Source organism: Alkalicoccus luteus (assembly GCF_052061695.1).
Lineage (GTDB): Bacteria > Bacillota > Bacilli > Bacillales > Salisediminibacteriaceae > Alkalicoccus > Alkalicoccus luteus.
On sequence record NZ_JBPZEY010000005.1, the window covers coordinates 231,942 to 258,760 of the forward strand.

22 protein-coding genes are annotated in these 26,819 nt (G+C 51.7%); 3 read left to right on the forward strand and 19 right to left on the reverse strand.

Going from position 1 to position 26,819, the window contains the following annotated elements; translation table 11 throughout:
* The first annotated feature begins 331 nt into the window (after nucleotides 1-331).
* Entirely contained in the window at nucleotides 332-1,576 is a 1,245-nt protein-coding gene (locus ACSZLD_RS08850; RefSeq protein WP_444684958.1) for a YncE family protein, read from the forward strand.
* A gap of 213 nt (nucleotides 1,577-1,789) precedes the next feature.
* Here the strand turns inward: ACSZLD_RS08850 and ACSZLD_RS08855 are convergent, their stop codons facing one another.
* The 4 genes from ACSZLD_RS08855 to ACSZLD_RS08870 all read right to left on the reverse strand — a co-directional run bounded on the left by ACSZLD_RS08855 (nucleotide 1,790) and on the right by ACSZLD_RS08870 (nucleotide 5,561).
* Complete coding sequence (locus ACSZLD_RS08855) at nucleotides 1,790-2,260, reverse strand: hypothetical protein (protein WP_377909516.1); 471 nt, start codon at nucleotides 2,258-2,260, stop codon at nucleotides 1,790-1,792.
* Nucleotides 2,261-2,403: 143 nt separating this feature from the next.
* Nucleotides 2,404-3,540 carry a S8 family peptidase gene (locus ACSZLD_RS08860; protein WP_444684959.1) on the reverse strand — a complete coding sequence of 379 codons (1,137 nt, stop codon included), beginning with the start codon at nucleotides 3,538-3,540 and terminating at the stop codon, nucleotides 2,404-2,406.
* Nucleotides 3,541-3,776: 236 nt separating this feature from the next.
* Nucleotides 3,777-4,106 carry a hypothetical protein gene (locus tag ACSZLD_RS08865; protein WP_377909514.1) on the reverse strand — a complete coding sequence of 110 codons (330 nt, stop codon included), beginning with the start codon at nucleotides 4,104-4,106 and terminating at the stop codon, nucleotides 3,777-3,779.
* A gap of 81 nt (nucleotides 4,107-4,187) precedes the next feature.
* Complete coding sequence (locus ACSZLD_RS08870) at nucleotides 4,188-5,561, reverse strand: DUF2254 domain-containing protein (RefSeq protein ID WP_444684960.1); 1,374 nt, start codon at nucleotides 5,559-5,561, stop codon at nucleotides 4,188-4,190.
* 224 nt (nucleotides 5,562-5,785) lie between these two features.
* Here ACSZLD_RS08870 and ACSZLD_RS08875 point away from each other — a divergent pair, with 224 nt between their 5' ends.
* Entirely contained in the window at nucleotides 5,786-6,037 is a 252-nt protein-coding gene (locus ACSZLD_RS08875) for a hypothetical protein (protein ID WP_444684961.1), read from the forward strand.
* A gap of 451 nt (nucleotides 6,038-6,488) precedes the next feature.
* On the opposite strand, the gene ACSZLD_RS08880 is transcribed toward ACSZLD_RS08875, so the two are convergent.
* The 9 genes from ACSZLD_RS08880 to ACSZLD_RS08920 all read right to left on the reverse strand — a co-directional run bounded on the left by ACSZLD_RS08880 (nucleotide 6,489) and on the right by ACSZLD_RS08920 (nucleotide 19,074).
* The gene (locus ACSZLD_RS08880; RefSeq protein ID WP_444684962.1) at nucleotides 6,489-8,261 is read right to left on the reverse strand and encodes a methyl-accepting chemotaxis protein; all 1,773 of its coding nucleotides are present in this window, start codon (nucleotides 8,259-8,261) and stop codon (nucleotides 6,489-6,491) included.
* A gap of 448 nt (nucleotides 8,262-8,709) precedes the next feature.
* The gene (locus tag ACSZLD_RS08885) at nucleotides 8,710-9,747 is read right to left on the reverse strand and encodes a M14 family zinc carboxypeptidase (protein WP_377909511.1); all 1,038 of its coding nucleotides are present in this window, start codon (nucleotides 9,745-9,747) and stop codon (nucleotides 8,710-8,712) included.
* 248 nt (nucleotides 9,748-9,995) lie between these two features.
* Nucleotides 9,996-10,487, reverse strand: a complete 492-nt coding sequence (locus tag ACSZLD_RS08890; RefSeq protein ID WP_444684963.1) for a YajQ family cyclic di-GMP-binding protein — start codon at nucleotides 10,485-10,487, stop codon at nucleotides 9,996-9,998.
* 306 nt (nucleotides 10,488-10,793) lie between these two features.
* Nucleotides 10,794-11,300, reverse strand: coding sequence for a GNAT family N-acetyltransferase (locus ACSZLD_RS08895; RefSeq protein WP_377909509.1), 507 nt, complete (start codon nucleotides 11,298-11,300; stop codon nucleotides 10,794-10,796).
* Between the two features lie 182 nt (nucleotides 11,301-11,482).
* The gene (gene lacZ, locus ACSZLD_RS08900) at nucleotides 11,483-14,518 is read right to left on the reverse strand and encodes a beta-galactosidase, LacZ type (RefSeq protein ID WP_444684964.1); all 3,036 of its coding nucleotides are present in this window, start codon (nucleotides 14,516-14,518) and stop codon (nucleotides 11,483-11,485) included.
* Between the two features lie 24 nt (nucleotides 14,519-14,542).
* Nucleotides 14,543-15,382, reverse strand: a complete 840-nt coding sequence (locus ACSZLD_RS08905; protein ID WP_444685012.1) for a carbohydrate ABC transporter permease — start codon at nucleotides 15,380-15,382, stop codon at nucleotides 14,543-14,545.
* Entirely contained in the window at nucleotides 15,375-16,262 is an 888-nt protein-coding gene (locus tag ACSZLD_RS08910; RefSeq protein WP_444684965.1) for a carbohydrate ABC transporter permease, read from the reverse strand. Before ACSZLD_RS08910 ends, ACSZLD_RS08905 begins: the two co-directional genes overlap by 8 nt.
* A gap of 121 nt (nucleotides 16,263-16,383) precedes the next feature.
* On the reverse strand, nucleotides 16,384-17,724 hold the full coding sequence (locus ACSZLD_RS08915; protein ID WP_444684966.1) for an ABC transporter substrate-binding protein: 1,341 nt from the start codon (nucleotides 17,722-17,724) through the stop codon (nucleotides 16,384-16,386).
* 141 nt (nucleotides 17,725-17,865) lie between these two features.
* Entirely contained in the window at nucleotides 17,866-19,074 is a 1,209-nt protein-coding gene (locus ACSZLD_RS08920; RefSeq protein WP_444684967.1) for an ROK family transcriptional regulator, read from the reverse strand.
* A 949-nt stretch (nucleotides 19,075-20,023) separates the two neighbouring features.
* On the opposite strand from ACSZLD_RS08920, the gene ACSZLD_RS08925 reads away from it, so the two are divergent.
* Nucleotides 20,024-20,662, forward strand: coding sequence for a response regulator transcription factor (locus ACSZLD_RS08925; RefSeq protein ID WP_444684968.1), 639 nt, complete (start codon nucleotides 20,024-20,026; stop codon nucleotides 20,660-20,662).
* A 38-nt stretch (nucleotides 20,663-20,700) separates the two neighbouring features.
* Here ACSZLD_RS08925 and ACSZLD_RS08930 read toward each other — a convergent pair whose 3' ends face one another.
* From ACSZLD_RS08930 to ACSZLD_RS08955, 6 genes are all read right to left on the reverse strand, one after another.
* The gene (locus tag ACSZLD_RS08930) at nucleotides 20,701-21,735 is read right to left on the reverse strand and encodes an AbrB family transcriptional regulator (protein ID WP_444684969.1); all 1,035 of its coding nucleotides are present in this window, start codon (nucleotides 21,733-21,735) and stop codon (nucleotides 20,701-20,703) included.
* 111 nt (nucleotides 21,736-21,846) lie between these two features.
* Nucleotides 21,847-22,008: a hypothetical protein gene (locus tag ACSZLD_RS08935; RefSeq protein ID WP_444684970.1), complete on the reverse strand. Its 162-nt coding sequence runs from the start codon at nucleotides 22,006-22,008 to the stop codon at nucleotides 21,847-21,849.
* Nucleotides 22,009-22,023: 15 nt separating this feature from the next.
* Nucleotides 22,024-22,470, reverse strand: a complete 447-nt coding sequence (locus tag ACSZLD_RS08940) for a VanZ family protein (protein WP_444684971.1) — start codon at nucleotides 22,468-22,470, stop codon at nucleotides 22,024-22,026.
* Between the two features lie 17 nt (nucleotides 22,471-22,487).
* On the reverse strand, nucleotides 22,488-23,861 hold the full coding sequence (locus ACSZLD_RS08945) for a hypothetical protein (protein WP_444684972.1): 1,374 nt from the start codon (nucleotides 23,859-23,861) through the stop codon (nucleotides 22,488-22,490).
* Between the two features lie 122 nt (nucleotides 23,862-23,983).
* Nucleotides 23,984-24,859, reverse strand: a complete 876-nt coding sequence (gene rbsK, locus ACSZLD_RS08950; RefSeq protein WP_444684973.1) for a ribokinase — start codon at nucleotides 24,857-24,859, stop codon at nucleotides 23,984-23,986.
* A gap of 23 nt (nucleotides 24,860-24,882) precedes the next feature.
* Nucleotides 24,883-26,499 (reverse strand): alpha-keto acid decarboxylase family protein, encoded by a 1,617-nt coding sequence (locus ACSZLD_RS08955; protein WP_444684974.1) that lies wholly within the window; start codon nucleotides 26,497-26,499, stop codon nucleotides 24,883-24,885.
* Nucleotides 26,500-26,819: the final 320 nt, after the last annotated feature.

The following is a 26,819-nucleotide window of genomic DNA, read 5'->3' on the forward strand; positions in this document are numbered from 1 at the left end:
CTAACGCCATAAATAAAAGCGCAGCCGTATATTCTTTTTCAGAATGATTTGCAAGCGCTTTCTTTGCCTATTAGCGTATCGTATATTTTTTGACAATTCAACACAATCCGGTATAAATATGCTTTCGGCTTAGTGTATTTTATAAAATTCAGGTCAACCTGACTAGTTGTGCACGCGCATGCACTGAATAAGGAATCGATTCCCTGCTACTTTATGCTCGGGACCGGAAAGGTAATTTAGAACTTTGCTTGAATCATATGAAAAATTCTGATAAAGTCTATATAACCGATTAAGTTGATATGTTTTAACTACTATTAAGGGGGAGTTCTTTATGAAGAAATGGACAGCCGGCCTTTTAGGCGGAGTTCTGCTGATTGCAGGTGCGACGCCTGCAGCAGCGGAGAGTGATGCCCAGTACGAAGTGTGGATGGCCGATCAAGGTACCGACACGATCCATATTTATAACGAGGATCACGAAGAAATTGATACGATTGACTTTAGCGATGTGGGTGAAAATCCACACATGCTGCTCTTTGATGATGACTACGAATACGCGTATGCAGCTAACATGGGCAGCGGTACCGTCTCCGTCATTCACGGGGAGAGCCGGGAAGTCGTTGGAACAATTGAAACAGATGAAGGTGCTCACGCTGCCGTTCCAAATCCAAACGGGGAAACCGTGCTCGTCGCCAACACGCCTGGCGAGAGCCTGTCGCAAATTTCCCTTGATCATGAAAACGGGGAATACGAGGTCGTTCAGGACCTGGATTTAACGCAGGTGGACTCTCTGCAAAACGAAGATGAATTTCCGGATCACCGGCCGATCTGCCTCGACTTTAACGCAGACGGCAGCAAAGCCTACGTAACGATTGGCGGCGGCGGACTCGTCGTTGTCGATACCGAGGAGCTTGAAGTGATCGAGCAGTTTGGTAAAGAGGATGTTCATCCTCACGGCTGCGGCACGCTTCTTTCACCGGACGGATCGGAAATGTACGCGAACTCCGGCTCTGTGGATGACGGCTACTTTTACGTATTTGATACGGAAACAGACGAAATGATCCATAAAGCTGATGCAGGTGGTCTCGATACCCACGGCAAAAACTTCACAACAGACGGGAAGTATCTGTACACCGTTCACCGCGTATCGGACAGCCTGACCGTCATCGATACCGAAACAAAAGAAATTGTAGCAGAACAGGAATTTGTCGGAGATGCACCGGACTTAGCCGTTACGTCACCGGATAACAAATACTTCTACGTGACGCTTCGCGGACCAGAGCCTGCAACTGGCACGCATGACATGGCTGGCGACTCTCCTGGCATTTCCGTCATTGACGTGGAAACGCTGGAAATCGCCCATACGATTGACTTTACCGGCATCGACGGCACCGATCCGCACGGAATCGACATCCGCGTGATTGATGCGGGTAGCACCACATATGACAACTACCAGTTCGAAGGCGACGAACTGCCTGACACAGCAGCTGGCGTACCGTTCTCCATCTGGATCGCCCTCGCTGCAGCCGGCATCGGCGGCGCTCTGCTTTTCGGAAAGCCAAAAACAGCACGCTCTTAATGAGGAAGGCTGTCTCCCAACTGATGGGAGGCAGCTTTTTTCATGTAGTGAAGGCTATTCGGCAGCGTAGCCACAAGGTCATGGACGGGCAATAAACACCGCCTAATTGCAACGTGAGGCTCGGCGTCAGCTAATTTCATCTGCTCTAAACATAGGCCGGCAGCTGCTTTCCCGCATAAAAAAGCTCCGTCTGCGTGCAGACGGAGTGGCGCCTTATCCCGGCGGAGTGCGCGCGAGGCTTTCGAGCTGCTGCTCGCCTTCGCGCGATATTTTATACAGCTTGGAGTGGCTGTCCTTGCCGATCGTGATGATGTACTTTTTCTTTTGCAGGACGCTGATCGCCCGGTACGGATTGGTGAGCCGGATGCCGTTGTCTTTTAGCAGGTCATCCACGGCGCTCGACTTAAATACCCGCTCCTGGCTCTTTTCCTGAATGAACTTCCCCGCGACAAGCGCCTTGTCGACGTCCTTCAGATCATCGTGAAACTGGTAGAGCCATTCCCCGAACGCATCATCTTCGGGCTGCAGCTGCGGCCATTCTGCCGCGGCAGCCTGTGACGGCCCGCTCCTGACGCGGTCCACGAGGTCGTCCAGCTGCTCCATCTGTTCACGGACAAACTCCTCCGAGCCTTTAATTTCAATTTCTCCGGTGCGCACGTTCATCCTGATGCTTGCCTTCGCCACTTCATCACTCCTCTTGGTTATACTGCCTTCACGCGCTTTCCTGACAATTCTCTTTTCCCTCTGCCAGTATAACCTGAAACATACCGCCGCATAAAAAAACAGGCAGGAGCGGTTCTTCCGCTCCTGCCTGCCTGCTGTTTGTATTAGTCGTTAATGGCATCAAGCGACTGGACGAGTCCGCTTCCGTACTGATGGGAAGCACCGAGTGGAACCGCCGTGTCATTTAGCAGATCACGCAGCTCGGCGCTGGAGAGCTCCGGCTTTGCCTGCCATACCTGCGCCGCTACACCAGCTACGTGCGGTGCTGCCATGCTCGTTCCGTTAAAGGACGCGTAACCATTTCCCGGAACCGTGCTGAGAACGTCCACTCCCGGAGCGGAAATTTCAACCGCCGGTCCGGTGCTCGAGAACGTCGCCCGGTTATTGGTTGCATCGACTGCCGCTACTGCCATCGCGGAATCGTATTTCGCCGGGAAGCCGACTGTGTCGTTATTACCGCCGCGGTTCCCGCTGTTTCCGGCAGCCGCAATGACGAGCGAGCCTTCTTCAAAAGCGAGATCCGTAAAGCTTTCCAAAACCGACGAGCCGGACGATCCGCCGAGGCTCATGTTGATGATGTCGATATCGTTTTCGATCGACCATTCAATGCCTTCTGCAATGCCGGCAAGGGAGCCGCTGCCAGAGTTACTCAGAACTTTGACGGCATACAGATCCGCATCCGGCGCTGCTCCGATGACGCCAAGGTCGTTGTCAACTGCCGCTACCGTGCCCGCCACATGCGTGCCGTGACCGTTCCCGTCAAAAAACGGATTGCTGTTGTCTGCATCGCTGAAAACCGAATAGCCGCCGACAACGTTATCTGCCAAGTCTTCATGGCCTGCATCAATGCCGGTATCAAGCACTGCTACGCTGACGCCGTCACCGCTGATTCCCTGGGCGTATGCATCCGTTGCCTGCACCTGATCGATGCCATAGGGAACCGCCTGACTGAGTGTTGTCACTTCCGCATTTTCGTCAACCGCTTCAATCTGCGGATGGTTTTCCAGCAGCGGAACCTGTGCCTTGGACAATTCCACGAGCTGAACATCCAACAGATCGTATGTATGCAGCACGTCCGTCTCACTGATGCCAAATGCCTGCATCAGCCCTGCTTCAGCCGGACCTGAAAACTCCACCAGATACTCCTGCTTTTCTGTCTCCCCCTGCGGACTGACTGCCCCCGCACTCATTGGCACGGCAAAAAGTGCTGCCGCTGCTGTCATGAAAAGTACCTTCTTCATCAAAAAACCCCTTTTCCGAAATAGTCTGCACCACCGCGGTGTTTTTTCAGAATAATCGGAACAGGTCGTCTTTTCAACATACTGAACGCTTGTTCATTATCCCGCCTCAGAAATTTTTCTGTCAATAAAGGACTTTCTGCCCGACAGCCTGTCCGTTTATGAAACTCTGTTCAGCAAGTCCTTCCGCACTGAAAAAAAGAACCTGCCGGATTACCTTCGACAGGTTCCCTGTTCGTTTACTTAATGACATCAACTGGTCCGTGGTCGTCAATGTGATCGCCGTGCACGTGATGAAGGCGTCCGTCAACGAGGTAATCATAGTGATCCCCGTGCGGAACAAGTTCGTGTCCGCAGTCTTCATTATGCTCGCAGTCCGACTGCACCGGCGCACATGAATCCGGGTTCTCATCGCTCACGCCGATTTTACACTCATCCCAGTGCTCCTGGTGCTTGTGATGCAGGTGTCCGTCGTGCACGTAATCAATATGATCACCGTGGCGGATTTTCGTGTGTCCGCAGGAAAGGGAATGCTCGTGCGTATGGTTGTCATGTGTATGATGGCTCATCAACAAAACCTCCTTTTACAGTCAGTGTACCACTAAAAAAGGGCGCTGAAACGGGTTTGGCGTCGATAGGAATCATTCCGTCTATACCGGCTGCATGCGCTCTTCAATCTGCTTGAACTCTTCCTCGCTATCGGTGATGCGGCTGAGTACTTGCAGCGATTCGAGCATAAACGTCAGATCGAGCCGGTACATGTGGTCCGGTGACTGGTGGCGGAAAATATCGGCCGCAAACGCCCAGATGGTCTCCTGCTTCGTTTCATCAAGGGACTCTGCAATTTTTGCCATGCAGTTGATCAGCTCCGTCAATAGCACGTGATCATCTTCGGCGTAATGGCGAATAAAGCCGAAGCCTTTGTATAAATACGACTCAAACGATTCCGCCATGAGAACGATCCGCGTCTGCCTATTTTCATCCTGTAAGTACGGGGTAAATGTAATATACTCCACCACTTCCAGCATCAGCTCTGCCATCTGGTGCATCGTCGTCATCGCCGTTTTCGGATCCTTGTTGCCGATCGATTTGATCGCAATCTCGGAAAGCTTGTACATGCCCATCTGCAGATCCTGCAGCTCGAGCTCCTTATGACCGATCTGCACCATCCTCGAGTAGTCATCCATCTCCACATTCTCTGCACCCGGGCCCCAGTAGCTGAACAGTTCATTTCCAGCCAGCACGTATTCGCCCATGCGTCGGTGAAACTGCACGATGATGTCATCACGCCGCGCTTGCTCAAGCATTTTGCGGTAGTCCACAAGCTGCACGTAGCCGCTCTTTTTCGCCTGTACGCGCACAGTATCTTCTTCATATTCAAGCTTCATGTCTCCTGACGTCTCCGCACGGTACACCTCAAGCTCCCGGCTCAGCGTGTCTTTGATGATCCGTTGTGAATTTTCCTTCATCGTATTCGTGATGTTGTGCACCTGCATCCACGTCGTCGCATGGTTAATAAAATAAATAAACGTCATGGCCGTTAAAAAAGCGAGAAAAATCGTCGTGATCGGCACAGCTGCAAAATTTTCCCGCTCGGTGCTGCCGATAAATAAAAACACGAGCAGTACGTATACGAAGCTTCCGTTAAATACGCCGAGCGCGTGCTGGGTACGGCGATCGGCCACGAAATTTAACAGCATCCGCGGTGAAAACTGCCCGCTGAACGTCGTCAGCACGACGAGCAGGGAGTTCAGCGTGAACGCGCTCAGTGTGAGAATACCACCGATAAGCGTACTGACGAGCATCTGCGTTGTTTCAGCTGTAATGGATACGATCGGAGGCAGCTGCCTTTCAATGTCCAGCTGAATATCTAAAAACAGTGCAAATACAACGAGAAAAACGGATAAGGATACGTAAAGCAGCGGCATATACCAGAGCGTGGACTGGATTTCATGCTTCCGCTCGCGCCGCGACATCGTAACGTATTTTCTGAGCGACGCCGGCAGCAGCTGGAGCAGCATCATCGGTAAGCCTCCTCTTCCAATGGCGCCAGATCTCGCCCAGGCACCTCTATCGATTCTGACGGGCTCATTCCCGCCTGACCACGGAACTGAAACATGTTGCCGTGATTTTACAAAAACATTCGACAATCTGCGCCACAAACGTTGTTCAACTGGCTAAAAACCGTTTTCGTTTTCCAACTTCTCCTGTAAACTGGAAGGAAGGACTCAATGAAAGGAGCAGATTGATGGAACCGTACCGTCTCGCGATCGGCATACATATCGCCATGTTTTTCTTTTTCACTGTCGTCACCTTCGGCTATCTGTCCGTCACCAGCGATCCGGCAATGGTGCGTGACACCGTTTTTTACGTTGTCATGGCCGCACTTTCGGCACTCGCTGCACTGCTGTTTACCGTGACTGTCTCGGCTTCCTTTTACACGGCACGCTATGTCGCCCGACGCATCAGCCGGCAAAGCACCAGCTCGTACAGGCAGTGAACAACGGACGTGACGTCATGTCAAAGTACGTGCCGCTTTCCTGCAAGCAGGATATTGCCAAGCAAATCGAGAAAAAAAACGCACGATTACCGACATGGCCGATCAAATCGGCAAACACCGGGCCACCGTCGGAAAATGAGTGAAGGACGACAATGGAAAGCACGCCAGCCGGATTAGACATAAAGAAACGGGACCCTGTCAGGCAAGGGTCCCGTTCAAGGTAAACGTTCGCAGACGATAGCTGAGCGTTTTGCCGCCGCAAATCACGCTTTCTTTGGTATATCAGCCTTCAGTTGAAGCGCGTAGATGATTGTCGCTCAACGTTAATGCTTTTGCCGCAAAAGTTGACCACTAACGTCCGGCCGTGTGTGTTCTCCAAATGAGCGAACTCCTATCCCTCCTCGAACATAAATAAGAACCCGGCATGTCACCGGGTCCCTCGATATCTTTTTCAACTCGTTTTAAAACCGCTGATTTCCTCCTGCAAATCAAGCGCGATCGTGCTCAGCTCCTCTGACGTGAGCGCAATTTCGTTCATCGAGGCGAGCGATTCCTCGGATGTCGCAGCAACCGTGCCAGTGCTTTCGGTCATCTGTCCGGCAAAGGACGAGAACTCCTCCATCCGTCCGTTCAAATCCGCTGCTTTTTCCGTCATGGATTCGATCACGCTGAGTACACTGGAGATGTGGCTGTCCACATCAGCATTGATCGTCTCCACCGATCGGAACAGCTCCTTCATCTCCTCCACAGAGCCCACTCCGGCCTCGACCTCCCGGCTCACGAGCTGCATCGACTCGACAGACGAGTGCGTATCCTCCTGCACGTCCGTGATCATGCCCCTGATTTTATCAGCGGAACGCCCGGACTGCTCGGCCAGCTTGCGCACTTCATCAGCTACGACTGCGAACCCGCGCCCGTATTCGCCTGCTCTCGCTGCTTCTATGGACGCGTTCAGCGCGAGTAAATTCGTCTGATCGCTGATATCTGTCATGGCCCGGATGATATCGTTGATTTCATTTGACCGTGATTCCAGCCGGTGAATGACCGCCATCGTCTCATCAACAGCGTCTTTGATGCCGGCTATCTTTGCCCCCGTTTCCTCTGATGAAGCTGCCCCCTCCTTCGAAACCGCCACCGACTCGTCCGACTTTTCCTTCAGACTTACAGCCGCCTCTTTTACTTCCAGCAGCTCGTGCCCTTGAACATTTACCGCCTCCATGCTCGCAGCAGCGCTTTCGTGCATGTTCTCGGCAATCTCCGCAACCCCCTGCACCTCATGCGCTGTATGCTCACTGGACGACGTGTTTTCCTGAGCGCTTGCGGTCAGCTCCTCCGAAGATGCCGCAACCTGGCTCGACTTCTCCTGAATGTTGATGATCATAGAACGTAATTTTTCCTGCATCGAGTTGATCGATGCCGCTAAAAGCGCTGTTTCGGTGCGCCCTTTCACACGCAGCGGTTCAGCGCTTATGTCCCCGTCCGCTACCTGTTCTGCCGCACGTTTCACTGCGTTGATTTGCCGGCTGATGCGGTTCAGCATGAAAAAGAGCACGATCCCGCTCAAAAGCACAGCTCCAGCTCCAGCAGCAACGGCCGTCCAGCCGATCACCGCCGCTGCACCGTAAAACTCTTCACTGTAGGCGGCAAGCCCGTAGTGCCAGCCCCACGGCTCAAACGTGCTCATGTACGCATATTTTTCCCGCGCCTCGGTTTCACCCTGATTCAGCCACATATACTGGTAGTAGCGGCTGTCCGTCTCGCTCTGCTGTGAGGCCTGAATCAACCCTTGTATCATAAACGTGCCGTCATGATCCTGCACGTCAAACATGTTTTCCCCTTCACGGCCGATCGGGTGCATCACCGTTTCCCCGTCATTTAAAAAGCTGTAAAAATAGCCCTCATTACCATATGTAAACGAACTCGCCTGAAAGTCGCGAAGCACGTCTCCTTCATCATCCGTCCCGGTTACAGGTCCGGCAATGCGGACGCGAGCCTCTTCCTGCGCCTCCTCGAGAGAAAGCTGCCCCGCCTCCACCTGCTCGTGCAGCGATTCCATCAGCTCCCCTGCTGATTCCACCCGCACCTGCAAATCCCGCTCGCCTGCCTCCGTTAAATAATGCTTGGCAAGACCGTAGCTTGTCACTCCAAGAATACCGACCGCTGCCACAATCAGCACCACCACAACCATAAAGATTCGATTCGCGATCCGATCATAAAACTTCACCTGATCTCCCCCTCTACAAGACTTTTGACTTACATTTTTACATGCCCTACGGTTACTATCGTCGATTAGTCAGATTATTTTAACGATTCAGGGCAAATGTCTGATGAAAAGGGAGACAGGTTACCACCGCAAGCATTTCTTTCTATTGCTGCTGACTGCGGTCAAAAAAAGTTGAACGTTTGCAGATGAAAGTTGAACATGTTGCCGCCGCAAATAACGCTTTCTTCGTTATAACAGTTCTAAGTTAATGCTCGTAAACATTTGCTAGTCAGAGTTAATGCTTTCGCAATGAAAGTTGAAGCTTTCAGGAGCGAAGTTCATGCTTTTGCCGCAAAAGTTGAACACTTTCGTCAACCCGCCTAAACGCACGACGTGAAACAGTCCCGCACGACCTTAATCCACTCACAAAAAAGAACCCGGCACGCGGCCGGGTTCACTCCTGAATAGCTTATTCACCTTCTTCTTCCTGTGGCAGGAAGCTCTGTGTTTCGAGCGTATCCCAGAAAGAAGTGTCCGCTTCTTCGATCGAGCGGTCAGCGATTGCTTCAATGGCTGCTTCCATGGAAACAACTGCCTGCTGGATCAAGTAGCCGTTGCTCTTTTGACCGAGCACCGCTGATTCGTTAACATTGTCGATCATGCCGCGCATTTCAAACAACAGTGTTGCGATATCGTATTCAAATGCCAAACCGTTACGAGCGATCGTGTTGGCATCTCCGCCCGGATATTTCGCGAGCAGTCCCCAGCCGCGGTCTTCTACGGAATCATACATAACAGCGCCAAGCTGCTTGGACATTTCCACGACAGCTGGGTCGACACCCTCATTGGTCGGGTGAAGAATGGAACCAGATACGAGCTCTCCATCAATGGCAGAACGCGCACCCTGATGATGAAAATCGACTAAGTAATCAATATCATACGCCTGCAGCACGTTTTCATGCAGCGCGATGTTCTCCGGCTGCGTCAAGTCGTTATGGTCCCGGTTTAAGTCGACGTTGTTGGCATTCGTACGCGTTGCCAGTCCACCCGCAACGTAGTCAGAAGTGTCAAAATCGACATCGCCGATCGCGCCGTCCATGTTGATTCGCGGTACGAAAAAGACGTTCACATTTTCCGCAAGCTCAGCATTTTGGCGACGGTTGTTGGACAAGCTGCGGATGACCTGCAGTGCCCCTTCTGTGATCAGCACTTCATTTCCGTGCTGCTGTGTCAGAAACAAGATCGTCGGGTTATCTGGATTTGTACCGAACTTCAATAGCGGCAAGTCACGTCCTTTTACCGACTGGCCGATGATCTCCAGCTCCATAAAATCAGAGCGTTCCGCTGCGCGTTCTACCTGCGCCATTAAGTCTTCATTGCTCGTCAGTCTGGAATCGTTGATCGTTTCGTTGCCGTTGTAATTCGGCCCGTTGCCTACAGCTCCGGCTGGCAGCGCCATTGACAGGAACATCAGAACAGCAAGCAATGTAACCAGCGTCTTTTTCATGTTCGCTTCATCCCCTTCGTCTCGTTTTAGTGCATGGCCGTTAAGGCCCCGCTGACACTAACGCTACGAGACTCGAAAGAAATGCACAACCGTTTTTCGTACAATTACGTACTGTGCAGGAATCTTCATCAGATCGTACTGATCAATCATGTCACTATTCAGGATGAAAGTCTGAACTTTTTTGTCAGAATGATCTAGTCGTCAAAAAACCGCCCGTCCCTTTTTGATAAAAGGACAGGCGGTTTCGATTAACGGTAGTTCGTAAATTGAACAGGCACACTCAGGTCGGCTGCACGCACAGCAGCCATCGTTTTTTGGAGGTCGTCCTTGTTTTTACCGGTGACGCGCACCTGCTGATCCTGAATCTGCGTTTTCACCTTTAGCTTTTCTTCCTTCACGAGCTTGACGATCTTCTTGGCATTAGCCTGGTCAATGCCCTGGATGATTTTCGCGCGCTGCCGCACGGTGCCGCCGGATGCGGATTCGAGCTTTCCATAGTCAAAGCTCTGTACGGCGACTTCCTGCTTGATCAGCTTGTTGACGAGCACGTCCTTGAGCTGGTCCATTTTGTACTCGTTGTCGGATACGAGGACAAGCTCTTCATCGTCCAGCTTGACGGAGCTTTTGCTGTCCTTAAAATCGTAGCGGTTTTGAATTTCTTTTTCAGTCATGACGACGGCGTTCTGCACCTTCGACATGTCCACTTTTGATACGATATCAAACGAATTTTCTTTTGCCATCTGAATCATCCTCTCTCAGTCATCGTTATACCCAGTCTATCATGAACGCACCTAAAAGAAAGCCGCTCGCGGACGCGAAAGTTTTTATTCCCACGCTGTAAGTTATCATTCTAAGCGTAAAAGTTTTCATCCTGCCGACGAACGTTTTCATCCTCCGCCTCAAACTTATTATCGTTATTAACTTTCGTTCGCTATAGCGAAAATCTTATCATTTCACAGGCTCAAGTTTTCATTCGCACCCAGCAAGTTATCATTCTCCGAAACCAACAGAAAGTCCGGGGAAGCTGCTCCCCGGACGAAACTCCTTTATAAGCTTTTTCCAACGACCGGTATGCTCCCGATCGAACCTGCATACAGCTGGTATCCCTGCTCCAGGAAATAATGGATCGTCGCAGAATCGGTCTGATACTCAGAGCCTGGTGACGCCGGTACGAGCGCGATGTAGTTGACGTACATGAAGTCGAGCGTCGCCTCCATCTCTTTTAGCAGCTCTCTGCCGTATCCTTTGCCGCGGTAGGGCTCATATACTTCTATTTCATCAATCACGGCGACCATGCCGTAAATCGATTCACGGTCCTTGATCTTCTCAAGGGTGTCCATCACTAACCCGACACGAGGCGAAATCGTGTGAGCAATGTCACGGATCACCGTCCAATCCTCCACGTGTGCATCAAACAAGTAAAGCCGGCTTTTTCCTGCGGTATGCAGCCAGCCGGTGCGCTGGTCGGTAAATTGGAAAAGCGGGTTCAGCTCCATGTAAGGGAGGCCGTGTTCGTTGCTGACATGAAAACTGGTGTTTAAGGTCTTCTTCATGTGCTCATCCTCCTCTTGACGCACATGGGCCGCGTTCGGTCTAAGAGCGTTCACTATAGAGATAGTATAGCACGATTTTGTCGAAAAGTGTCAGATAACTTACTTGTTTTCCTTATAAGCTGAATCCCCCTAAAAAAGTGCAAAAAAACGTCCGCTGGAGAGCTTCCCAGCGGACATTTGCGCTAGTTTTGAACAGTGCGTAAGCGCCATGCCGCGTGATAGTCACGGTCGGCGAACAGCTTAAATTCGCCGTGTGTTTCCTGCCCCCAGCTGTCGTCACCGCCGACACCCATCTGCCCTGCAAGCAGTCGGATAACGGTTTTGTCAGATTCGGGCAGCTTATGCACGTGCGTAGCTGCTTCCAGTTCAGCTGGCGACCAAGGGAGTACGCTTCCCTCCGAGGATGTCAGCGCTTGAATATCCAGGCTGCCGACCTTCAGCTGCTTGAGATCTGCGATGTTTCCGCACTCCTGCGGCTTTAAGTATGGCGCGAGCCGGTCTTCAGGCGCCGCCTGCCAAATGCCCGTGCGTCCGGACAGCTTCCGGTCACGGTACGTTTCATGCGGACCAAGTCCAAACCAGCTGAACGAATCGGCTGCGGACATCTGCAGCTCGAGACCGACAGCCGGAAGCTCTGGCAGACCGGCTCCAGGCTGCAGCGTCATGGAAACATCGAGTCCCCCTTCCGTACCGAGCTCGTAGCAAAGCGTAACGCGGCTGCCGTTGTCCAGTTCAAGTACGGCAGATACAGCTACTTCATCTACAGTGACCTTTACGTGCTGTACCTGCGGATTCTGCCAGACAGCCGTTCGCTCCGGTAGTTTACAGCCACGGTCGTTGTCTGTCATCGCCCGCCAGAACGTCGGCTTCAAAGGCTCCATCAGCTGTTCGATTCCGTTTACCGTCAATGAGATCAATAGTCCGCTCGCCTTGGATACGACGGCCTCCGTGCCGCCGGCTTTCAGCACGACTTGCTTCTCATCAGCATATGGAGTAACCGGATCTGCTTTTTCCGGAATGGATGCTTCTGAAAGCGTCCACTCTGCCGAAGCGGCTTCAAAGCCTTCCTCCGCCCACGCTTCATCGGCTGCAAGGACTGCCGACACCGTCAGTACTGCTGTTCCAGATGCAGACTTTTCCGAAACCGGAAGCGGAATCGTTTCGCGCTCACCAGGAGCCGCCAGAAGCGGGAAAGAACCGGTCGCCGTGAGTTCGCCGTCACAGCGAAGCTCAAAGCGGCCCTCTAAAAAGCCGAGATCCCGGAATAAGTAGTTGTTTGTCACGCTGAGCGTGCCGTTCTCCCAGTCGAAATCGATGTACTGGTAGCAGTGCTTCACTTCTTTTATCTGCGGCGTGAGCTTCCCGTCGGCGGTGATCAGCCCGTTTCCGGAGAAATTGCCGTCGTGAGGCGATTCGCCGAAATCTCCGCCGTAAGCGAGAAAGCGCGTCCCGTTTTCTTCTTTCCAGAGCGCCTGGTCGCGCCAGTCCCAAATGAATCCGCCCTGTAAGATATCGTATTTCTGAAACAAATCGGTGTACTGATAGAAGTTTCCGAGTGAGTTGCCCATCACATGCGCGTATTCACAAAGGATATACGGCTTAGCGCCGCCGTTCTTTTCTGCGTCCAGCGCATATTCCTCCACTTTGTGCGGCGGAATGTACATCGTGCTCTCCACGTCTGATGCCTCATCGGTCTCGCGGTAGTGGAACACACCCTCATAATGCACGAGCCGCGTCTCGTCACGCTCTTTAAAGAAACGGTGCATCTCCAGAAAGTTTGTACCGCCGAACGATTCGTTCCCGAGCGACCACATGACGATCGACGGGTGGTTTTTATCGCGCTCGAACATGGAGGCACAGCGGTCCAGCAGATTCGCCGTCCATTCCGGCTTATCGCCCGGAACTGTTTCCTGCAGACCTTCCTGGCCGTACACCCACGTCCCATGTGTTTCCAGGTTCACTTCATCAATCACGTACAAGCCATATTCATCGCAAAGCTCGTACAAGTACGGATGATTCGGATAGTGCGACGTCCGCACCGCATTGATGTTGTGCTGCTTCATTTTCAAAATGTCTTCACGCATTTCGTCTTTCGTAATCGCGGCACGACCCGTTTCCGGAGAAAACTCATGCCGGTTGACACCTTTAAAGACGATCCGCTTCCCGTTGATTTTCATCAATCCGTCTTCCATGCCGAACGTGCGGATGCCGGTCTTAGCCGATACATACACTTCACGTCCGTGCAGCTCAGACTTTAATACAAGCGTATACAGATTCGGCTCCTCCGCGCTCCAAAGCTTTGGCTCCTGCAAGGTAAACGTGAGCGTCTCGTCAGAATAATCCCCTATTTCTCCCGGTGCGGTGTGGGCATCCGCCACTGTTCGCCCGTGATCATCCAGCAGTTCGCCGGAAAGGTGCATATCTGACACAGCTTTTCCAGAATCGTTCGCTAAAGAAACGTTCACCGTGAGCGTTGCTTTAGCACTGTCCACACGCGAGCGGACAAAGAAATCGCGGATGGCGACATCCGGACGTCTGTAAAGAAAAACGCTGCGAAAAATGCCGCTCATGCGCCAGAAATCCTGATCTTCCAGCCAGCTGGCGTCGCACCAGCGGTATACTTCCACTGCGATCCGGTTTTCCCCGTTCTTTAGCACGTCGGTCACGTCAAACTCGGCCGGCGTGAACGTATCTTCGCTGTAGCCGACAAGCACGCCATTGATCCAAAGGTAAAAGGCAGACTCGACGCCTTCAAAGTGAAGCAGGTAGCGCTCACCTTCTACAAGTGCGACGTCGACCGTACGTACATACTGCCCGACCGGGTTGTACACGGTCGGAGCAAACGGCGGCTTAATGTCCTCGCGCTCTTCCCACGGATAGCGCGTATTCGTATAGTGCGGATAGTCCCATCCTTGCAGCTGCCAGTGCGACGGCACTTGAATCGTGTCCCATGAGGACATGTCACGGTCTGTTTTGTAAAAATCCACGTCACGTTCCTCCGGCCGTTCGGCGAAGCGAAAACGCCATTCCCCGTCAAGACTTGTCCGGAAAGGAGACGCTTCCCGGTCCCCTTCCACGGCCAGATCCCGCTCTGGATAAGGCATCATTGTGGCATGTGCCATCTCCCGGTTCAGCTGAAAGGTCTCCGGGTTATTGTTCCACTCCGGATATCCGTTCGCCGGAGGTGTATACGCAAAAGCTTTCTTCGTTGTATCCATCAAAACCCCCACTTTCGTTCGTCATTATTCTTTAACCGAGCCGCCCAGTATTCCGGAAATGAACTGGCGCTGGAGCAGCAGGAAGAAAATCATAATCGGAAGCACCGACAGCGTTGTTCCCATCATAATCTGACCGTAGTCTACGCGGGACATGCCGACGAGACTGGAAAGTGCAACCGGCAGCGTGTACATATCGCTGTCACCGAGCACGACGAGCGGCCAGAGGAAGTTGTTCCACTGAAACATGAACAGAAAGATCGCTACGGCAGCGAGTGCCGGACGCATCGTCGGCAGCACGATCTGAAAGAAAATCTTAAACTCCCCTGCTCCGTCAACTCGCGCTGCTTCCAAAAGCGAGTTCGGAATCGAGCGCATGTTTTGCCTCATGAGGAAGATCGCAAATGGATACGCCAGGTTCGGCAGCAGCACGGCACGATACGTGTTCAGCCAGCCAAGGTCCGCCATCATCTGGAAGAGCGGAATAAGCATGACGTGATACGGAATCATAATCGCCAGGAGCAGCGTAAAAAAGATCGCGTTGCGTCCTTTAAACTGATACTTCGCAAATGCAAAGCCTGCGGCCGCTGCAATCAGTACCGCAAAGAACGTAAACGTGAGCGCGATGATGAGTGAGTTCATCAGCACGCGAATAATGCCGACGTTTTCGTTTAAGTTCGTAAAGTTTTCAACTAAAAAATCACCAGGGAGCAGGTTCGGCGGTACGCTGAAAATGGCACCGGACGGGTTCGTCGCTCCGATAAACATCCAGTAGAACGGGAAGATCGATAAGATCACACCGATCCCGAGCGTTATATACAGCAGAATTTTACGGATGATCACGCTTGTCTTTTTCTTATCAGTCATCGTCATCACCTACCACTTTCATCTGCACATACGAGAACAGCGCAATGATTATGACGAGCACGTACGCAATCGCAGAAGCATAGTTAAAGTCAAAGTAACGGAAGCCGTTTAAATAGAGATAAAGTGAAATCGTCAGCGTCGAGTTGTTCGGTCCGCCGTCAGTTAAGATGAACGGCTCGTCAAACAGCTGCAGCGTTCCAATTGTCGACAGCATCGCCGTAAACAAGAAAATTGGCTTCAGCTGCGGCAGTGTGATCGAGAAAAACTGACGGATTTTTCCGGCGCCGTCAATGCTTGCCGCTTCGTACAGGTCATTGGAGATATTTTGCAGTCCGGCAAGGAAAATAACCATGTTATAGCCGGTCCAGCGCCACGTAATCGCAATGATCAGCGACACTTTCGCCCAGAACGGATCGTTCAGCCACGCGACCGGATCAATGCCGACAAGCGAGAGTGCGTAGTTGACGAGCCCGAAATTCTCATCGAGCATGATCATGAAGACGATCGCATAGGCTACAAGCGCTGTGATCGCAGGCATGAAGAACGCCACGCGGAAAAACCCGCGCATTTTCAACAAAGCAGAATTCATGAGCACCGCGAGCACAACGGCGATCGACAGCATGATCGGCACCTGAATGATCAGGATCGTAAAGGTGTTAAACAGAGCCGTATAGAAAAGCCCATCGTTAAACAGTCGGATGTAGTTGTCAAAGCCCGCAAACTCACTTTGGCCGCCGGTTGACGTTTGAAAGCTCAACAGCAGCGACTGGATCACCGGCCAGAGAGTAAATACGAGAAAAAACAGCACGGCTGGTGCGATGAAGAAATAGGGTGCTGTTTTCGGTGTGACGATTTTTCGCTTACGTTTATTCGCAGCCATTGTGCAAACTCCTTCCAAAAGCAGAAACTACTTTTTAAATTAATTTTTATAAGTAAGAAGAAAAGCGGGGCTGGCCGGTCGATGCCGGCTCAGCCCCTGATCAACAGGGTGCGGACTGTTTTTAGTTCGCGCGCTCGCGTCCTGTTTCGTTTTCAATGCGTCCTGCTGCTTCATCAAGCGCGTCCTGCACTTCACCGCCGGAAAGCAGTGCTTCTGCCTGTGCATCCGCAGAGTAGCGCAGTGCCCGTGCATAGTCGCTCGTGTAGTTAGCAGGCAGCGTGCCTTCCGCTACTTCTGCAAACGTAGACCAAATCGGGCTGTTGTTGAAGAACTCATCTTCTTCTTCAAAGAATGGCTCGTCGTAAGCCGCCGTCAGAGATGGGAAGAGACCGTACTCTTCAAGCGCGACCATCTGTGCATCGACATCGGTCGTGAAGTATTCGACGAATGCGTAAGCAGCATCCGGGTTTTCTGTATGGGAAAGAATAGACAGGTCAGAGCCGCCGAGGTTCGCATCACGGTTATCGTCGCCTTCAAATGCCGGGAGCTTAAATACGTCCCACTCGCCTTCCTGCTCAGGTGCCTGGTCCATGATCGTACCCGCATACCAGACCCCGAACGGAACCGTTGCTACCTGATGGTTGATCGTTGCTGTTACCGTTCCATCCCAGCCGTCGACGTTTGCGATCAGATCAGCTTCACGCATCTCCTGAATTTTGGACAGCGCCTGCTGTGCCTCGTCAGAATCGATGTCGATGTTACCATCTTCATCGAAGTAGTAGGTGCCGAGCTGGTTCATCATCATGCGGAACAGCGCGTCGTCACTGGAAATATCAACTGGTGCCATCTGAGCGCCGGTCGCTTCCTGGATCTGCTCGCCTGCTTCGATGTAGTCATCCCACGTTTCGATGCTGTCTGGGTCGACCCCTGCTTCTTCAAAGTGCGGCACGTGGTAGAACACGCCCGCCGGTCCGATATCCCAAGGGGCTGCGAGGAAGTTTCCGTCCGCGTCCTTCATCGCCTCTGCCTTCGCTTCAGGAAATTCTCCTTCATGCTCGTCAAAACCGTATTCACTCAGGTTCACAAATCCATCCGGGAATTCTGCAAAATAGTTATCCAGGCGGTCTGTTTCGATCATCGTCACGTCCGGCAGTCCGGATCCGCCTGAAGCAAGTCCGACAGTGAGTCTGTCGTACAGGTCTTCAGTGCCGATGTCTTCTACCACTACGTCCACATCCGGGTACTCTTCCTGGAACTGCTCAACAGCAAGCTCCATGGAAGCAGCTGCAACATTCCAGCCCCAGACCGTGATTTCACCGGAGACTTCAGAAGCATCTGCTTCGCTGTTGCCATTTCCTTCATTTCCTCCGCCGTTTGTGTCTGCGTCGTCGTTTCCTCCGCCGCACGCTGCAAGCAGTCCGATCGATAAAGCCCCTGTCAGTGTCATCTTCCAGATTTTCATGGTGGTTCCCCCTTTAAAGTGTATACGCTTTCAAACTCTGTGAAAAAAAGAGCGACTTCTTAAAATAATTTTAATAACTATTGTTAAAGTATCATATTTTTCTCACAATGGGAAGGGTGTTTTAAAAATATTTTTGAAAAGTCACCCTTCCACTTCGAAAATCTCCTGTAAGACAAGCGTAACTGCTCCAAGCATGGCACTGTTCGTACCAAGTTCAGACAGGACAACCTCGGTCTGCTGCGCTTCCTTTGTCAGCGCACGGTGACGAATCAAATGCCGAAGCGGCCCCATTACGTATTCGCCGGCTGCCATCACCCCGCCGGTAAAAATGATTTTATCCGGGTTCATCGTGTTGATCAGATTCGTGCAGGCAAGCCCAAGAAAACGCCCTGCTTCTGCGAGCACTTCCTGCGCAAACACGTCTCCGCTGCGTGCCGCTTCATGAATCACTTCCCCGGTGATCTCCTCTTTCCGGTCCACCATTTTCAGCATCATCGTCGAGCGTCCAAGCGTTAAATCGTGCAGCACGCGTTCCCGAATATGGATCCCGCTTGCGACCGTCTCCAGACAACCGTAGCTGCCGCACGTACAGCGGCGTCCGTTTAAATCGACGATCATATGTCCAAGCTCGCCGGCGATATGGTGCCGTCCTCGGAAAATCTTTCCATCGACGATCACTCCGGCGCCGATGCCTTCCCCGACGTTAATGCAGACGATGTTATTGTAATGCTGTGCGCTGCCAAACCATCGCTCTGCAATCGCAGAACAGCGTGCATCGTTTTCCATTTTCACGGGCAGCTTGAATTCGCGGCCAAGTATTTCCACGAGCGGAATGTCACGATAACCGAAGTGCGGTGCATAAATGCTGACGCCCTGCTCCACATCGACGATCCCGTGCATGCCGACCCCGATGCCGAGCACCTTGGAGCGCTCCACACTCGATGAATCAAGCAGCTCGCGGATCGTCCGGATCAAGAGCTCCAGAAATTCACTTTCCTGCATGCCCTCCGGAAACTTCTGCGTGCGAATTTCTTTTACGTCGGCCCGTAGATTGGTCAGTCCGACGCGCAGCTGGCCCGTACCGACGTCGACTCCGATCACGTAGCTGTGGTCATCGTAAATCGATAAGAGCATCGGCTTCCGTCCGCCGCGCGACTCGCCTACCTGTCCCTCCCGCACGATGCCTTCTTCAGTCAGCTCGGCGACAATATTACTCACCGTCGGATGTGTCAAACTCGCCTTTTTCGATATATCGGTCCGCGAAATCGGCCCGTGCTGCCGGATAATATTCAGCACAAGCGAGCGGTTTAATGATTTCATCAGCTGAAAACTGCCTGTCATTCCCTGCATGCCTCTCCGCCTCCCCTTCTATGCTTTAGCTTAGAATAGAAGCGCTTTCAATACAACTGAAAGTTTTTTGAACGAATCGATTTTGTGTGTGATTTTCTGACAAGAAAGGAGGTGATGGGGCGCTTTCGGTGTGCCGAAAGCTTCCTGATGATGGCGTCCTTATTCGTAACTCGAGGCCGCTATTCGCACGGGGGTTCCCGTTTACGAGGTGCCGATCGGGTTTTACGAGGCCGCTTTTGTCCTTTACGAGCAGTTTTCGTCTTGTTACGAGCAGGTCCGCTTCTTTTATGGGAAACCGCCTCTTCCACCTAAACCCACAGCTTCGGCAACGGCCGAAGCTCTATGTTCAGTTCTTATTCGTAACTCGCGGTCACTATTCGCACGGGGTTTCCCGTTTACGAGGTGCCGATCGGGTTTTACGAGGCCGCTTTTGTCCTTTACGAGCAGCTTTCGCTTTTTTACGTGGAGGTCCGTTTCCTTTATGGGAAACTCCCTGTTCACCCAACCCCCAGCTTCGGCTCCGGCCGAAGCTCTCTGCTACGTGCCCTTTTTATTCAATGGCTTTCGCCCGGCGAAAGTGTCCTTCTATCTATATCTTGTCGTGCCGCTATTCGTAATTACTGCCCTTTATTCGTACCGCTCTTGTCATTTATGCGTACTTATCTGCCCGTTATGCGTACGGTTTCTTGTTTTATGCGTAGACTACTAATCGTTATGCGTACTTTACTCTATTTGATAAGAACCTCTGATCCATCCACCCAGCAAAGCAGCTTTCTCCGTTAAAGCCGCCATCCTTTACTTATAACTTTCTCAACTACCTGCTGAAATATGCGACTAACAAACCCTTCTTTATTCCCATTTTCTCACACCTTGTTACACATTTACATAATTTAGTCTATAATCTCAAACATAGCCATAGATACGGACAAATTTAAAGGAGGATGTCGGGATGAATGAGCTGTTTCAGCAGAGGGCGGCAGTCAATTGCATAGGGGAAGGGGATTTTACGTGGTCAGGCAGCATCAGTCAGACGCTGGCAGCCACGTCGGTGCACGCTCATTTTTATCTCGCAGATGATATTCAGTGTATTGAGCAGTTTAAACTGGACTGCCAGGACGACCTCCAGAGTCAGGAGCTTCCCGCCTTGATTACGAAAGAACCGCTTGCAGCTCAGGATGTCCTGGACCTGCAGGAGCTGTTCCCGGTTCTCGTTTCCGCGGCCTATGTGGACAAGCATCCACATCACGTTCAGCAAGCCATCACCAATAACCATGCGCTGGTTGAGCCTTATGCCGCCCGGGAAATGGCCGTGCAGCTGCATCAATACCGCCGCCGTGACAATCCGATTAAAGAGTTTCATCTCGTTCGGAATAAGCTGGCTAAGCTGTTAACAGAGCTCGAGCTCGACATTGTCGCCTGTGTCATTCAAGGCATGAGCACTAAAGAAACAGCACATGCCGTCTACCTTGCAGAGTCGACGACTGCCACGATGCTTTCTCAGATTTACGATAAGCTGAGCGTCAGCAACCGGACGCAGCTCGTGTATATTTGCATTCATAACAACTGGCTGGAAGCCGAGCGAACGTAATAGCAATCCCCTGCGGCATTCAGCTGCAGGGGGATTTTTTAATTTGCTATCCGGGTCTCCATCCGTTCGATCAGCTTCAATAAAAACGGCAGCATCAGTAAAATCGTCAGCACGCGAATAATCTGCAGGCTCGCGACAAGCGTCGGATCAAGATTTAAGGCAAAGGCAGTCGCCGACATTTCCGGAGCCCCTGCTGGTACGATACTGAGCAGGCTCGTCATCATATTCAAGCCGCTCACGGTATGAAACAGCCATGCGAGCAGTACCCCGAGCGCGAGAAAGAGAACGATGATGTAGATGCAAATACGACCGAAGCCGTACAGCCGCCTCATGACCTGCGGGTTAAATGTGACCCCGATCATGACACCAATCAGCGCCTGGCCGATACCACCGATATAATCCGGCAGGCTTTGCACCGGAATGAAAAATTCACTGAGCAGAAAAGCGGTGACGATCGCATACAGTAAAATACCGGCCGGCAGCGGGAAAAACCGGTTCAAAAGAGCCGCTACTGCCATCGCGATGAGGATAACAGCGGCGAGTGAAGCAGTCATCCCTGCTTGGCCGTTCCCAGCTATACCGGCTGCCGGCGTGCCGATCCCGACAATAAGCGGAATCGTAAACACGAAAAAGAAAATCCGGAACGAGTGAAATGCAGCTACGATTCGTTCGTCTGCCCCCGCTTCCCGGCTTGTCACGATCACTTCTGACGCACCGCCCGGAATCGTACAGAAAAGCGCCGTTTTCGCATCCATTCCTTCCGCATTTTTATAAAGCAGCCAGCCAAGTAAAAAGCTGCCGGCAAACGTGAGTATCAGCGTCAACAGCAGCGGTCCGATATAAGACCCGACTTGCAGAAACACGTCACGCTCCGTCAGCACCCCAATATTAGCGCCGATCAGAGCAAGTGCTCCCTTAAACAACGGCCCCCTGTAAGCCACATCCTGCCGTATCATCCCGTACACCGCTCCAAATAAAAGCGCCCCGATCAGCCACCCAGCCGGTACACCGATCAGATGAAAGATAAAGCCGGAGAAAAGCCCGGCTATGAGAACAATGATTTTTCTGGTCACCCCGCACCTCCTGAATACCTCTCACTTTACCGTATCACAGTTCGCCTACGAAACGTTTTGTTTTCACATGACCCCATAAAAAACACCCTGCTGTTAACAGGGTGCCGTCCATTATCCACCAAGCATCATGACAAAACTGAACAGAAGCGTCAAAACAACCATGACCATGAGCGCACAGCCGGCAAGCCAATTTCGCTTCCCAGGCCCTGATCCTAAGAACATACCGATAAAGACGGCAAAGGCAACGAACGGGAAGAGCATGATGATTTCCATGAGACCCTCCTTGAATTAGTTCTGACGCTTCAGCAGCCGGCGGACGCTGAGGTAAACTAAAATGCCGCTCCCTGCCCCTGCGGTATCAATCAGCACATCTCCCACCTCTCCGGATCGCCCCGGAATAAACGTTTGATGGTATTCATCTGAAACAGCATATAAACAGCTTATAAGCAGTGCCCAGGCTACCGCCTTTTTACCCGAGACGTGCAGCTTCAATGCTCGCAGCAGTAATATACCAAGCACTGCATAAACGGTAAAATGAGCACCTTTACGGAGTAAAAAGTGGAAGGTGTCACTCGGCTCAAACGGAAGCAGCGCGGTGAGTGCCTGGAGTACCCCGCTGCTCATTTCCCCGGAACGATCCCCGGGCTGATGCGAAAAATAAAAGATGAGCCCCATCCAGGCAAGGACGAGGGCCCAGGAAGTTAAAACTGTAGATAAAGAAAATCGTTTCATCATCAAAACCTTTCTATCTGTTAATCGTTCAATACATATGTCCCTTCTTCAATCGCATAATAAAAGTTCCCATCAGCATACGTAATAAAGATATCAATATCACTGCCCCGATCCCGGAAAATAGCCACTTCCGTTGTGGACGGCTGGTAGATCGCAGCAAGCATATCCGACATGTCATTGTATTCAGGTGCATTCACATAAACTTCTCCTGGAAGAGAAGCGATGAGACTGTCCGCATCACTTCTTGAAACAAATCCCGTCATGCTGTGAACCGTCTCCGGCTGAATATAGTACTCGCGATCCAAATACGCTAGCACGAGAGAGCCATCATAATCGTAGTCCATATGTTCTTCCAGAGGTGGGCCACCGATATCCTTGACGGATTTCGCTCCAGCACCTAACCCAACTCCACCTAACTGATAAACCCCGTTTTCAGCGGTTAAAAAGCTTCCTTCATAAGCAGCTGGTTCTTCGGCCTGCGCCTCTCCCCAAACTTCCATCGAACGTGTCATGTCTTCCAGCACCTGCTCGATTTCAGCATAAAAGGTATCTGATACATTGGCGTAGACGGTATACATGATATCATGCACAACTACTTCGGCTGTATACGTCACCCTTCCCCCTTCACGAAGCATTGCTTGTTCGGCTGTTTCGCCAGATTGGATTGTGACAGAGGACGTTTCTCCTTCTGCAAAGCTCCCTGCAGCGTAGGATGCATAGACAGAAACGGTATTGCCGTCCTGCTCATACAGCGTTAGCCCGTCGTCATTTGTCGGTGCCTCTCCCGGATTCCATTCAGCAGGATACGAGACCGAAAACCCGAAGCGGTCGTTCGTGTAAGTCGTCCAGTTAATTTCCGGCTCCGGTTCCTCTTCGACTTCCGGTTCGCTCTCTTCTTCATTTACTTCTTCCTGCTCGCTGTTATCCTCCGGCTCATTATCTGTTTCTTCCTCCGCTTCATCAAGGAAGGACAAATAGCTGTTCAGGCTCGCTTTTTCCAGTAAATACACCGTTCTGTTCTGCTGAAGCGTGAGGATTTCTTCATTTCTTTCCCAGTCGATTTCTTCCTCTTCAAAGAACGGATCTACGTCTTCCAGCTCGACCGTGGTGCTGTCCCATGATTCGATCGTCGTTTCCACTGTATCCGAATCATTTGCTAAAACAGTTGTCTGCTCCATGGCGTCAACAACAACGTAGAGTTTCTCTTCTTCATCGAACCAAACGCCGTCCAGCTCCTCGGCAGGATCGGCTTCTTCAGGCTCCTCCTCCACTGACTCGTTTTGTTCCTCACGCTCGTTCTCCTGCTCGTTCGTTTCTGCATCAGCGGACTCGGTATCGGTTTCCTGACAGGCGGCAAGCAGTGCAATCGTTGAGAGCAGGAGAACTTTTTTCACATAACCACTCCTAAAAGGTGTTTTCTTCTAGTTTATCACTCGATTGGTAAAAAGTACTGCTTTTCTTCAATTCATGGAGGTATTTTGTTGTGTTTCTCACGGAAACTAAAAAAGACCGGCAGTTAATCCGGTCTCCTGGCAGCTAAAAACGCCTCGATTGTTTTTCGATCCGGCATTCCACCCTGCGCGCCAAAAGTCTGCACCGATAAAGCGGCAGCTGCATTTGCCATTGTTACCGCTTGCTCGCAAGTCGCTCCTTCTGCTAATAGCGCTGCGAACACTCCGTTGAACGTGTCTCCTGCTCCAGTTGTATCTGTCACCTGAACTTTATGACCTGGCACTTGTTTCACTTCATTGTCCGCCCAATAAGCGACACCATTTGCCCCTAGCGTGGTAATGAGCTTTTCACGGAATTCGCCATGTAAGAACAGCTGCTGTTGCTCACGCTCATTGGGCGTGATCCACGTTGCTTTCTCCCAAACCTGAGCCGGAAGCGCTGCGGCAGGCGCGGGATTGAGCACAACAGGCACGTCATGTTTATGTGCTAAATGAACCGCTTCTACTACCGTCTCAAGCGGTATTTCGAGCTGCAGCAATACAACATCACTGTCTGCAATCACCGACTCCACCGAAGCGATGAAAGAAGATGTGACTGATGCGTTCGCACCAGGTGACACAATAATGCGATTATCGCCTTCTGTCAGAAGAATCACCGCCGTTCCGGTCGCCTCCTCTTGTACGATTTTAACGCAGGAAGTATCGATACCAGCCTTCCTTAAATTCGCGAGCATGTCGCTGCCGATGCTGTCATCGCCGACGGCGCCGATCATTGTCACGTCCGCCCCAGCTTTAGCGGCAGCGACGGCCTGATTCGCTCCTTTCCCGCCAGGAACGGTTCGAAAGCGTCCGCCGATCAGCGTCTCTCCCTGTTCGGGTATCCGATCCGTTTCCGTTACCATATCGACATTAATGCTTCCAATCACTAAAACGCGACCCATGATGCCCTCTCCTTAACAAAAAATTATGAACGTAGCGTCTCATTTAATTTATTTAAATGCATAGGAGCATCTGTCCAATCTTCCACGATCAGTTCAATGAACCGTTTTTTCTCACCGGACTGAAGCACCTTCTGCAAGTCACCGGCTGTTTTTACGCTCGCATACGTAAAATCAGGCGCAAATCCTTGCACGAGCTTCTGATAATCCCACTCCGGTATATCGTTGTAGCTTGCGTCCGGCCGGGGCGGGTGCAGCTTTCGTTCGACCGTGTATCCTTTGTTGTTCAGCAAAATCACGGTAACATCCAAATCCTCTGCCGTAAAGGTGCTCAGCTCCTGGATCGTCAGCTGGGCCGCGCCGTCGCCAATCAGGCACCACGTATGCCCGTCTCTTCCCGCAGCGGCTGCTCCAAGTGCCGCCGGGAGCGCGTAGCCAATGCTTTGCCACGAGCCCTGTGCGATCATGCGTACGTTATCGTTCAACGGCACGTACGGCATGCCGTACGAGAGTGTCCCGGTATCCACCGACACGACATCACCTGGTTTTATTGCTTCTGATAATAAATGATAGTAAATGTCAGTTTGGAGCGGGTCCTCATCAGTAAACGTCCGCTTCTCCTTTTGCTGCGGAGGTTTTTGATGGAAAGCGAGCTTCTCTTTTTTCATCAGCTCTTCCAGTACGCGAATCATCGGTGCCTCTTCAATGATGTCGCCAAATATCACAACGTGGTCGTGATATAAATCAATGCGTTTTTCTTCAGGAAGCTCTGCCGTGAATTTCGCTGTATTAAAGTCAGATAACAGGAGTCCTGCTGTGACAATCACCTCTGATTTTTCAATAAATGACGTGACGTCTTTTTCTCCAAACTGCCCGCCATACGTACCGATGTACTGTGGATCACTTTCCGGAAAGGCACTTTTCGCCTGCATCGATTGGGCTGTCGGCAGCTGATAGTGCCTGCTGAAGGCAATGACCGCATCTTCAAGAAAGTAGCGCGATGTCAGTAAATCAACAAGCAGCACGGCACGATCGGTTTCACTGAGCGCCTTGTAAATCGCATCCGCCGCCCATTCACTGTTGATGGCTTCCTGCTCTGTACCAGCCAGCGGCTCCGGCAGCTCAATTGTCACTTCTGCCACATCCTGCGGTATGTCTAAATAAACGGGAAGCCGCTTTTCCACCGCCTGCTGAACCGCAAGCGGAATTTCCTCCGCGGCATTTGCTTCCGTAATCCGCACCGCTTTCACGGTCACATTTTCGTGCATGCGCCGAAACACGTCCAGATCCCCGTTCATGAGCGTATGATGAACCAGCTTTCCTTCTTCATGCGCCGCCGAGTCCGGCGAACCCGCAATGTGAATAATCGGCACCTGCTCACTGAAGGCACCGGCCGTTGCGTTCATCGCGCTTAAATCTCCTACACCAAACGCCGTCAATATCGCCCCGGCTCCCTTCACTCGGGCATAGCCATCAGCCGCATAGCCGGCGTTCAGCTCATTGCGGTTCGTGATCATCCTTATATCCTCTCTCGTTTCCAGCTCGTCGTACAGCGCGAAGTTGTAATCCCCAGGGACACCAAACACTGTGGCCACCCCGGCATCACGCAAACAATCAAATACCAGCTTTGCTATCGTCGTCATGCTGCACCTCCTGAAAGATCTCTTACTGCCATTCCCGATTCCAGCTCCCGGTACGCCTTTTTAAAGCGGACTCTGTATCTCTATTCGCAACTCAGCACCCCTATTCGCACCGGCACCCTCGTTTACGAGGCGTGTTTTACTCGTTACGAGGTGCGATCTGCTTTTTACGAGGAGGCTTTCGCTCTTTATGCGGTACTTCCTTGCTTTTATAAGAAACCTCCATGCGACGCTTTCGGCTCCCGGCCGAAAGCCTCCTTCCTGTAAAATGAAAGCTTCGGACGCTTCCAAAGCTCCCGCCTTCATCACTATTCGCAACTCAG

Excerpts from the sequence above, each read along its gene's own strand:
- ACSZLD_RS08850 (WP_444684958.1), top strand. The coding sequence starts at position 332 with ATGAAGAAATGGACAGCCGGCCTTTTAGGCGGAGTTCTGCTGATTGCA.
- ACSZLD_RS08860 (WP_444684959.1), bottom strand. The coding sequence starts at position 3,540 with ATGAAGAAGGTACTTTTCATGACAGCAGCGGCAGCACTTTTTGCCGTG.
- ACSZLD_RS08865 (WP_377909514.1), bottom strand. The coding sequence starts at position 4,106 with ATGAGCCATCATACACATGACAACCATACGCACGAGCATTCCCTTTCC.
- ACSZLD_RS08870 (WP_444684960.1), bottom strand. The coding sequence starts at position 5,561 with ATGATGCTGCTCCAGCTGCTGCCGGCGTCGCTCAGAAAATACGTTACG.
- ACSZLD_RS08875 (WP_444684961.1), top strand. The coding sequence starts at position 5,786 with ATGGAACCGTACCGTCTCGCGATCGGCATACATATCGCCATGTTTTTC.
- ACSZLD_RS08885 (WP_377909511.1), bottom strand. The coding sequence starts at position 9,747 with ATGAAAAAGACGCTGGTTACATTGCTTGCTGTTCTGATGTTCCTGTCA.
- ACSZLD_RS08890 (WP_444684963.1), bottom strand. The coding sequence starts at position 10,487 with ATGGCAAAAGAAAATTCGTTTGATATCGTATCAAAAGTGGACATGTCG.
- ACSZLD_RS08895 (WP_377909509.1), bottom strand. The coding sequence starts at position 11,300 with ATGAAGAAGACCTTAAACACCAGTTTTCATGTCAGCAACGAACACGGC.
- lacZ (WP_444684964.1), bottom strand. The coding sequence starts at position 14,518 with ATGGATACAACGAAGAAAGCTTTTGCGTATACACCTCCGGCGAACGGA.
- ACSZLD_RS08905 (WP_444685012.1), bottom strand. The coding sequence starts at position 15,382 with ATGACTGATAAGAAAAAGACAAGCGTGATCATCCGTAAAATTCTGCTG.
- ACSZLD_RS08910 (WP_444684965.1), bottom strand. The coding sequence starts at position 16,262 with ATGGCTGCGAATAAACGTAAGCGAAAAATCGTCACACCGAAAACAGCA.
- ACSZLD_RS08915 (WP_444684966.1), bottom strand. The coding sequence starts at position 17,724 with ATGAAAATCTGGAAGATGACACTGACAGGGGCTTTATCGATCGGACTG.
- ACSZLD_RS08920 (WP_444684967.1), bottom strand. The coding sequence starts at position 19,074 with ATGCAGGGAATGACAGGCAGTTTTCAGCTGATGAAATCATTAAACCGC.
- ACSZLD_RS08925 (WP_444684968.1), top strand. The coding sequence starts at position 20,024 with ATGAATGAGCTGTTTCAGCAGAGGGCGGCAGTCAATTGCATAGGGGAA.
- ACSZLD_RS08935 (WP_444684970.1), bottom strand. The coding sequence starts at position 22,008 with ATGGAAATCATCATGCTCTTCCCGTTCGTTGCCTTTGCCGTCTTTATC.
- ACSZLD_RS08940 (WP_444684971.1), bottom strand. The coding sequence starts at position 22,470 with ATGATGAAACGATTTTCTTTATCTACAGTTTTAACTTCCTGGGCCCTC.
- rbsK (WP_444684973.1), bottom strand. The coding sequence starts at position 24,859 with ATGGGTCGCGTTTTAGTGATTGGAAGCATTAATGTCGATATGGTAACG.
- ACSZLD_RS08955 (WP_444684974.1), bottom strand. The coding sequence starts at position 26,499 with ATGACGACGATAGCAAAGCTGGTATTTGATTGTTTGCGTGATGCCGGG.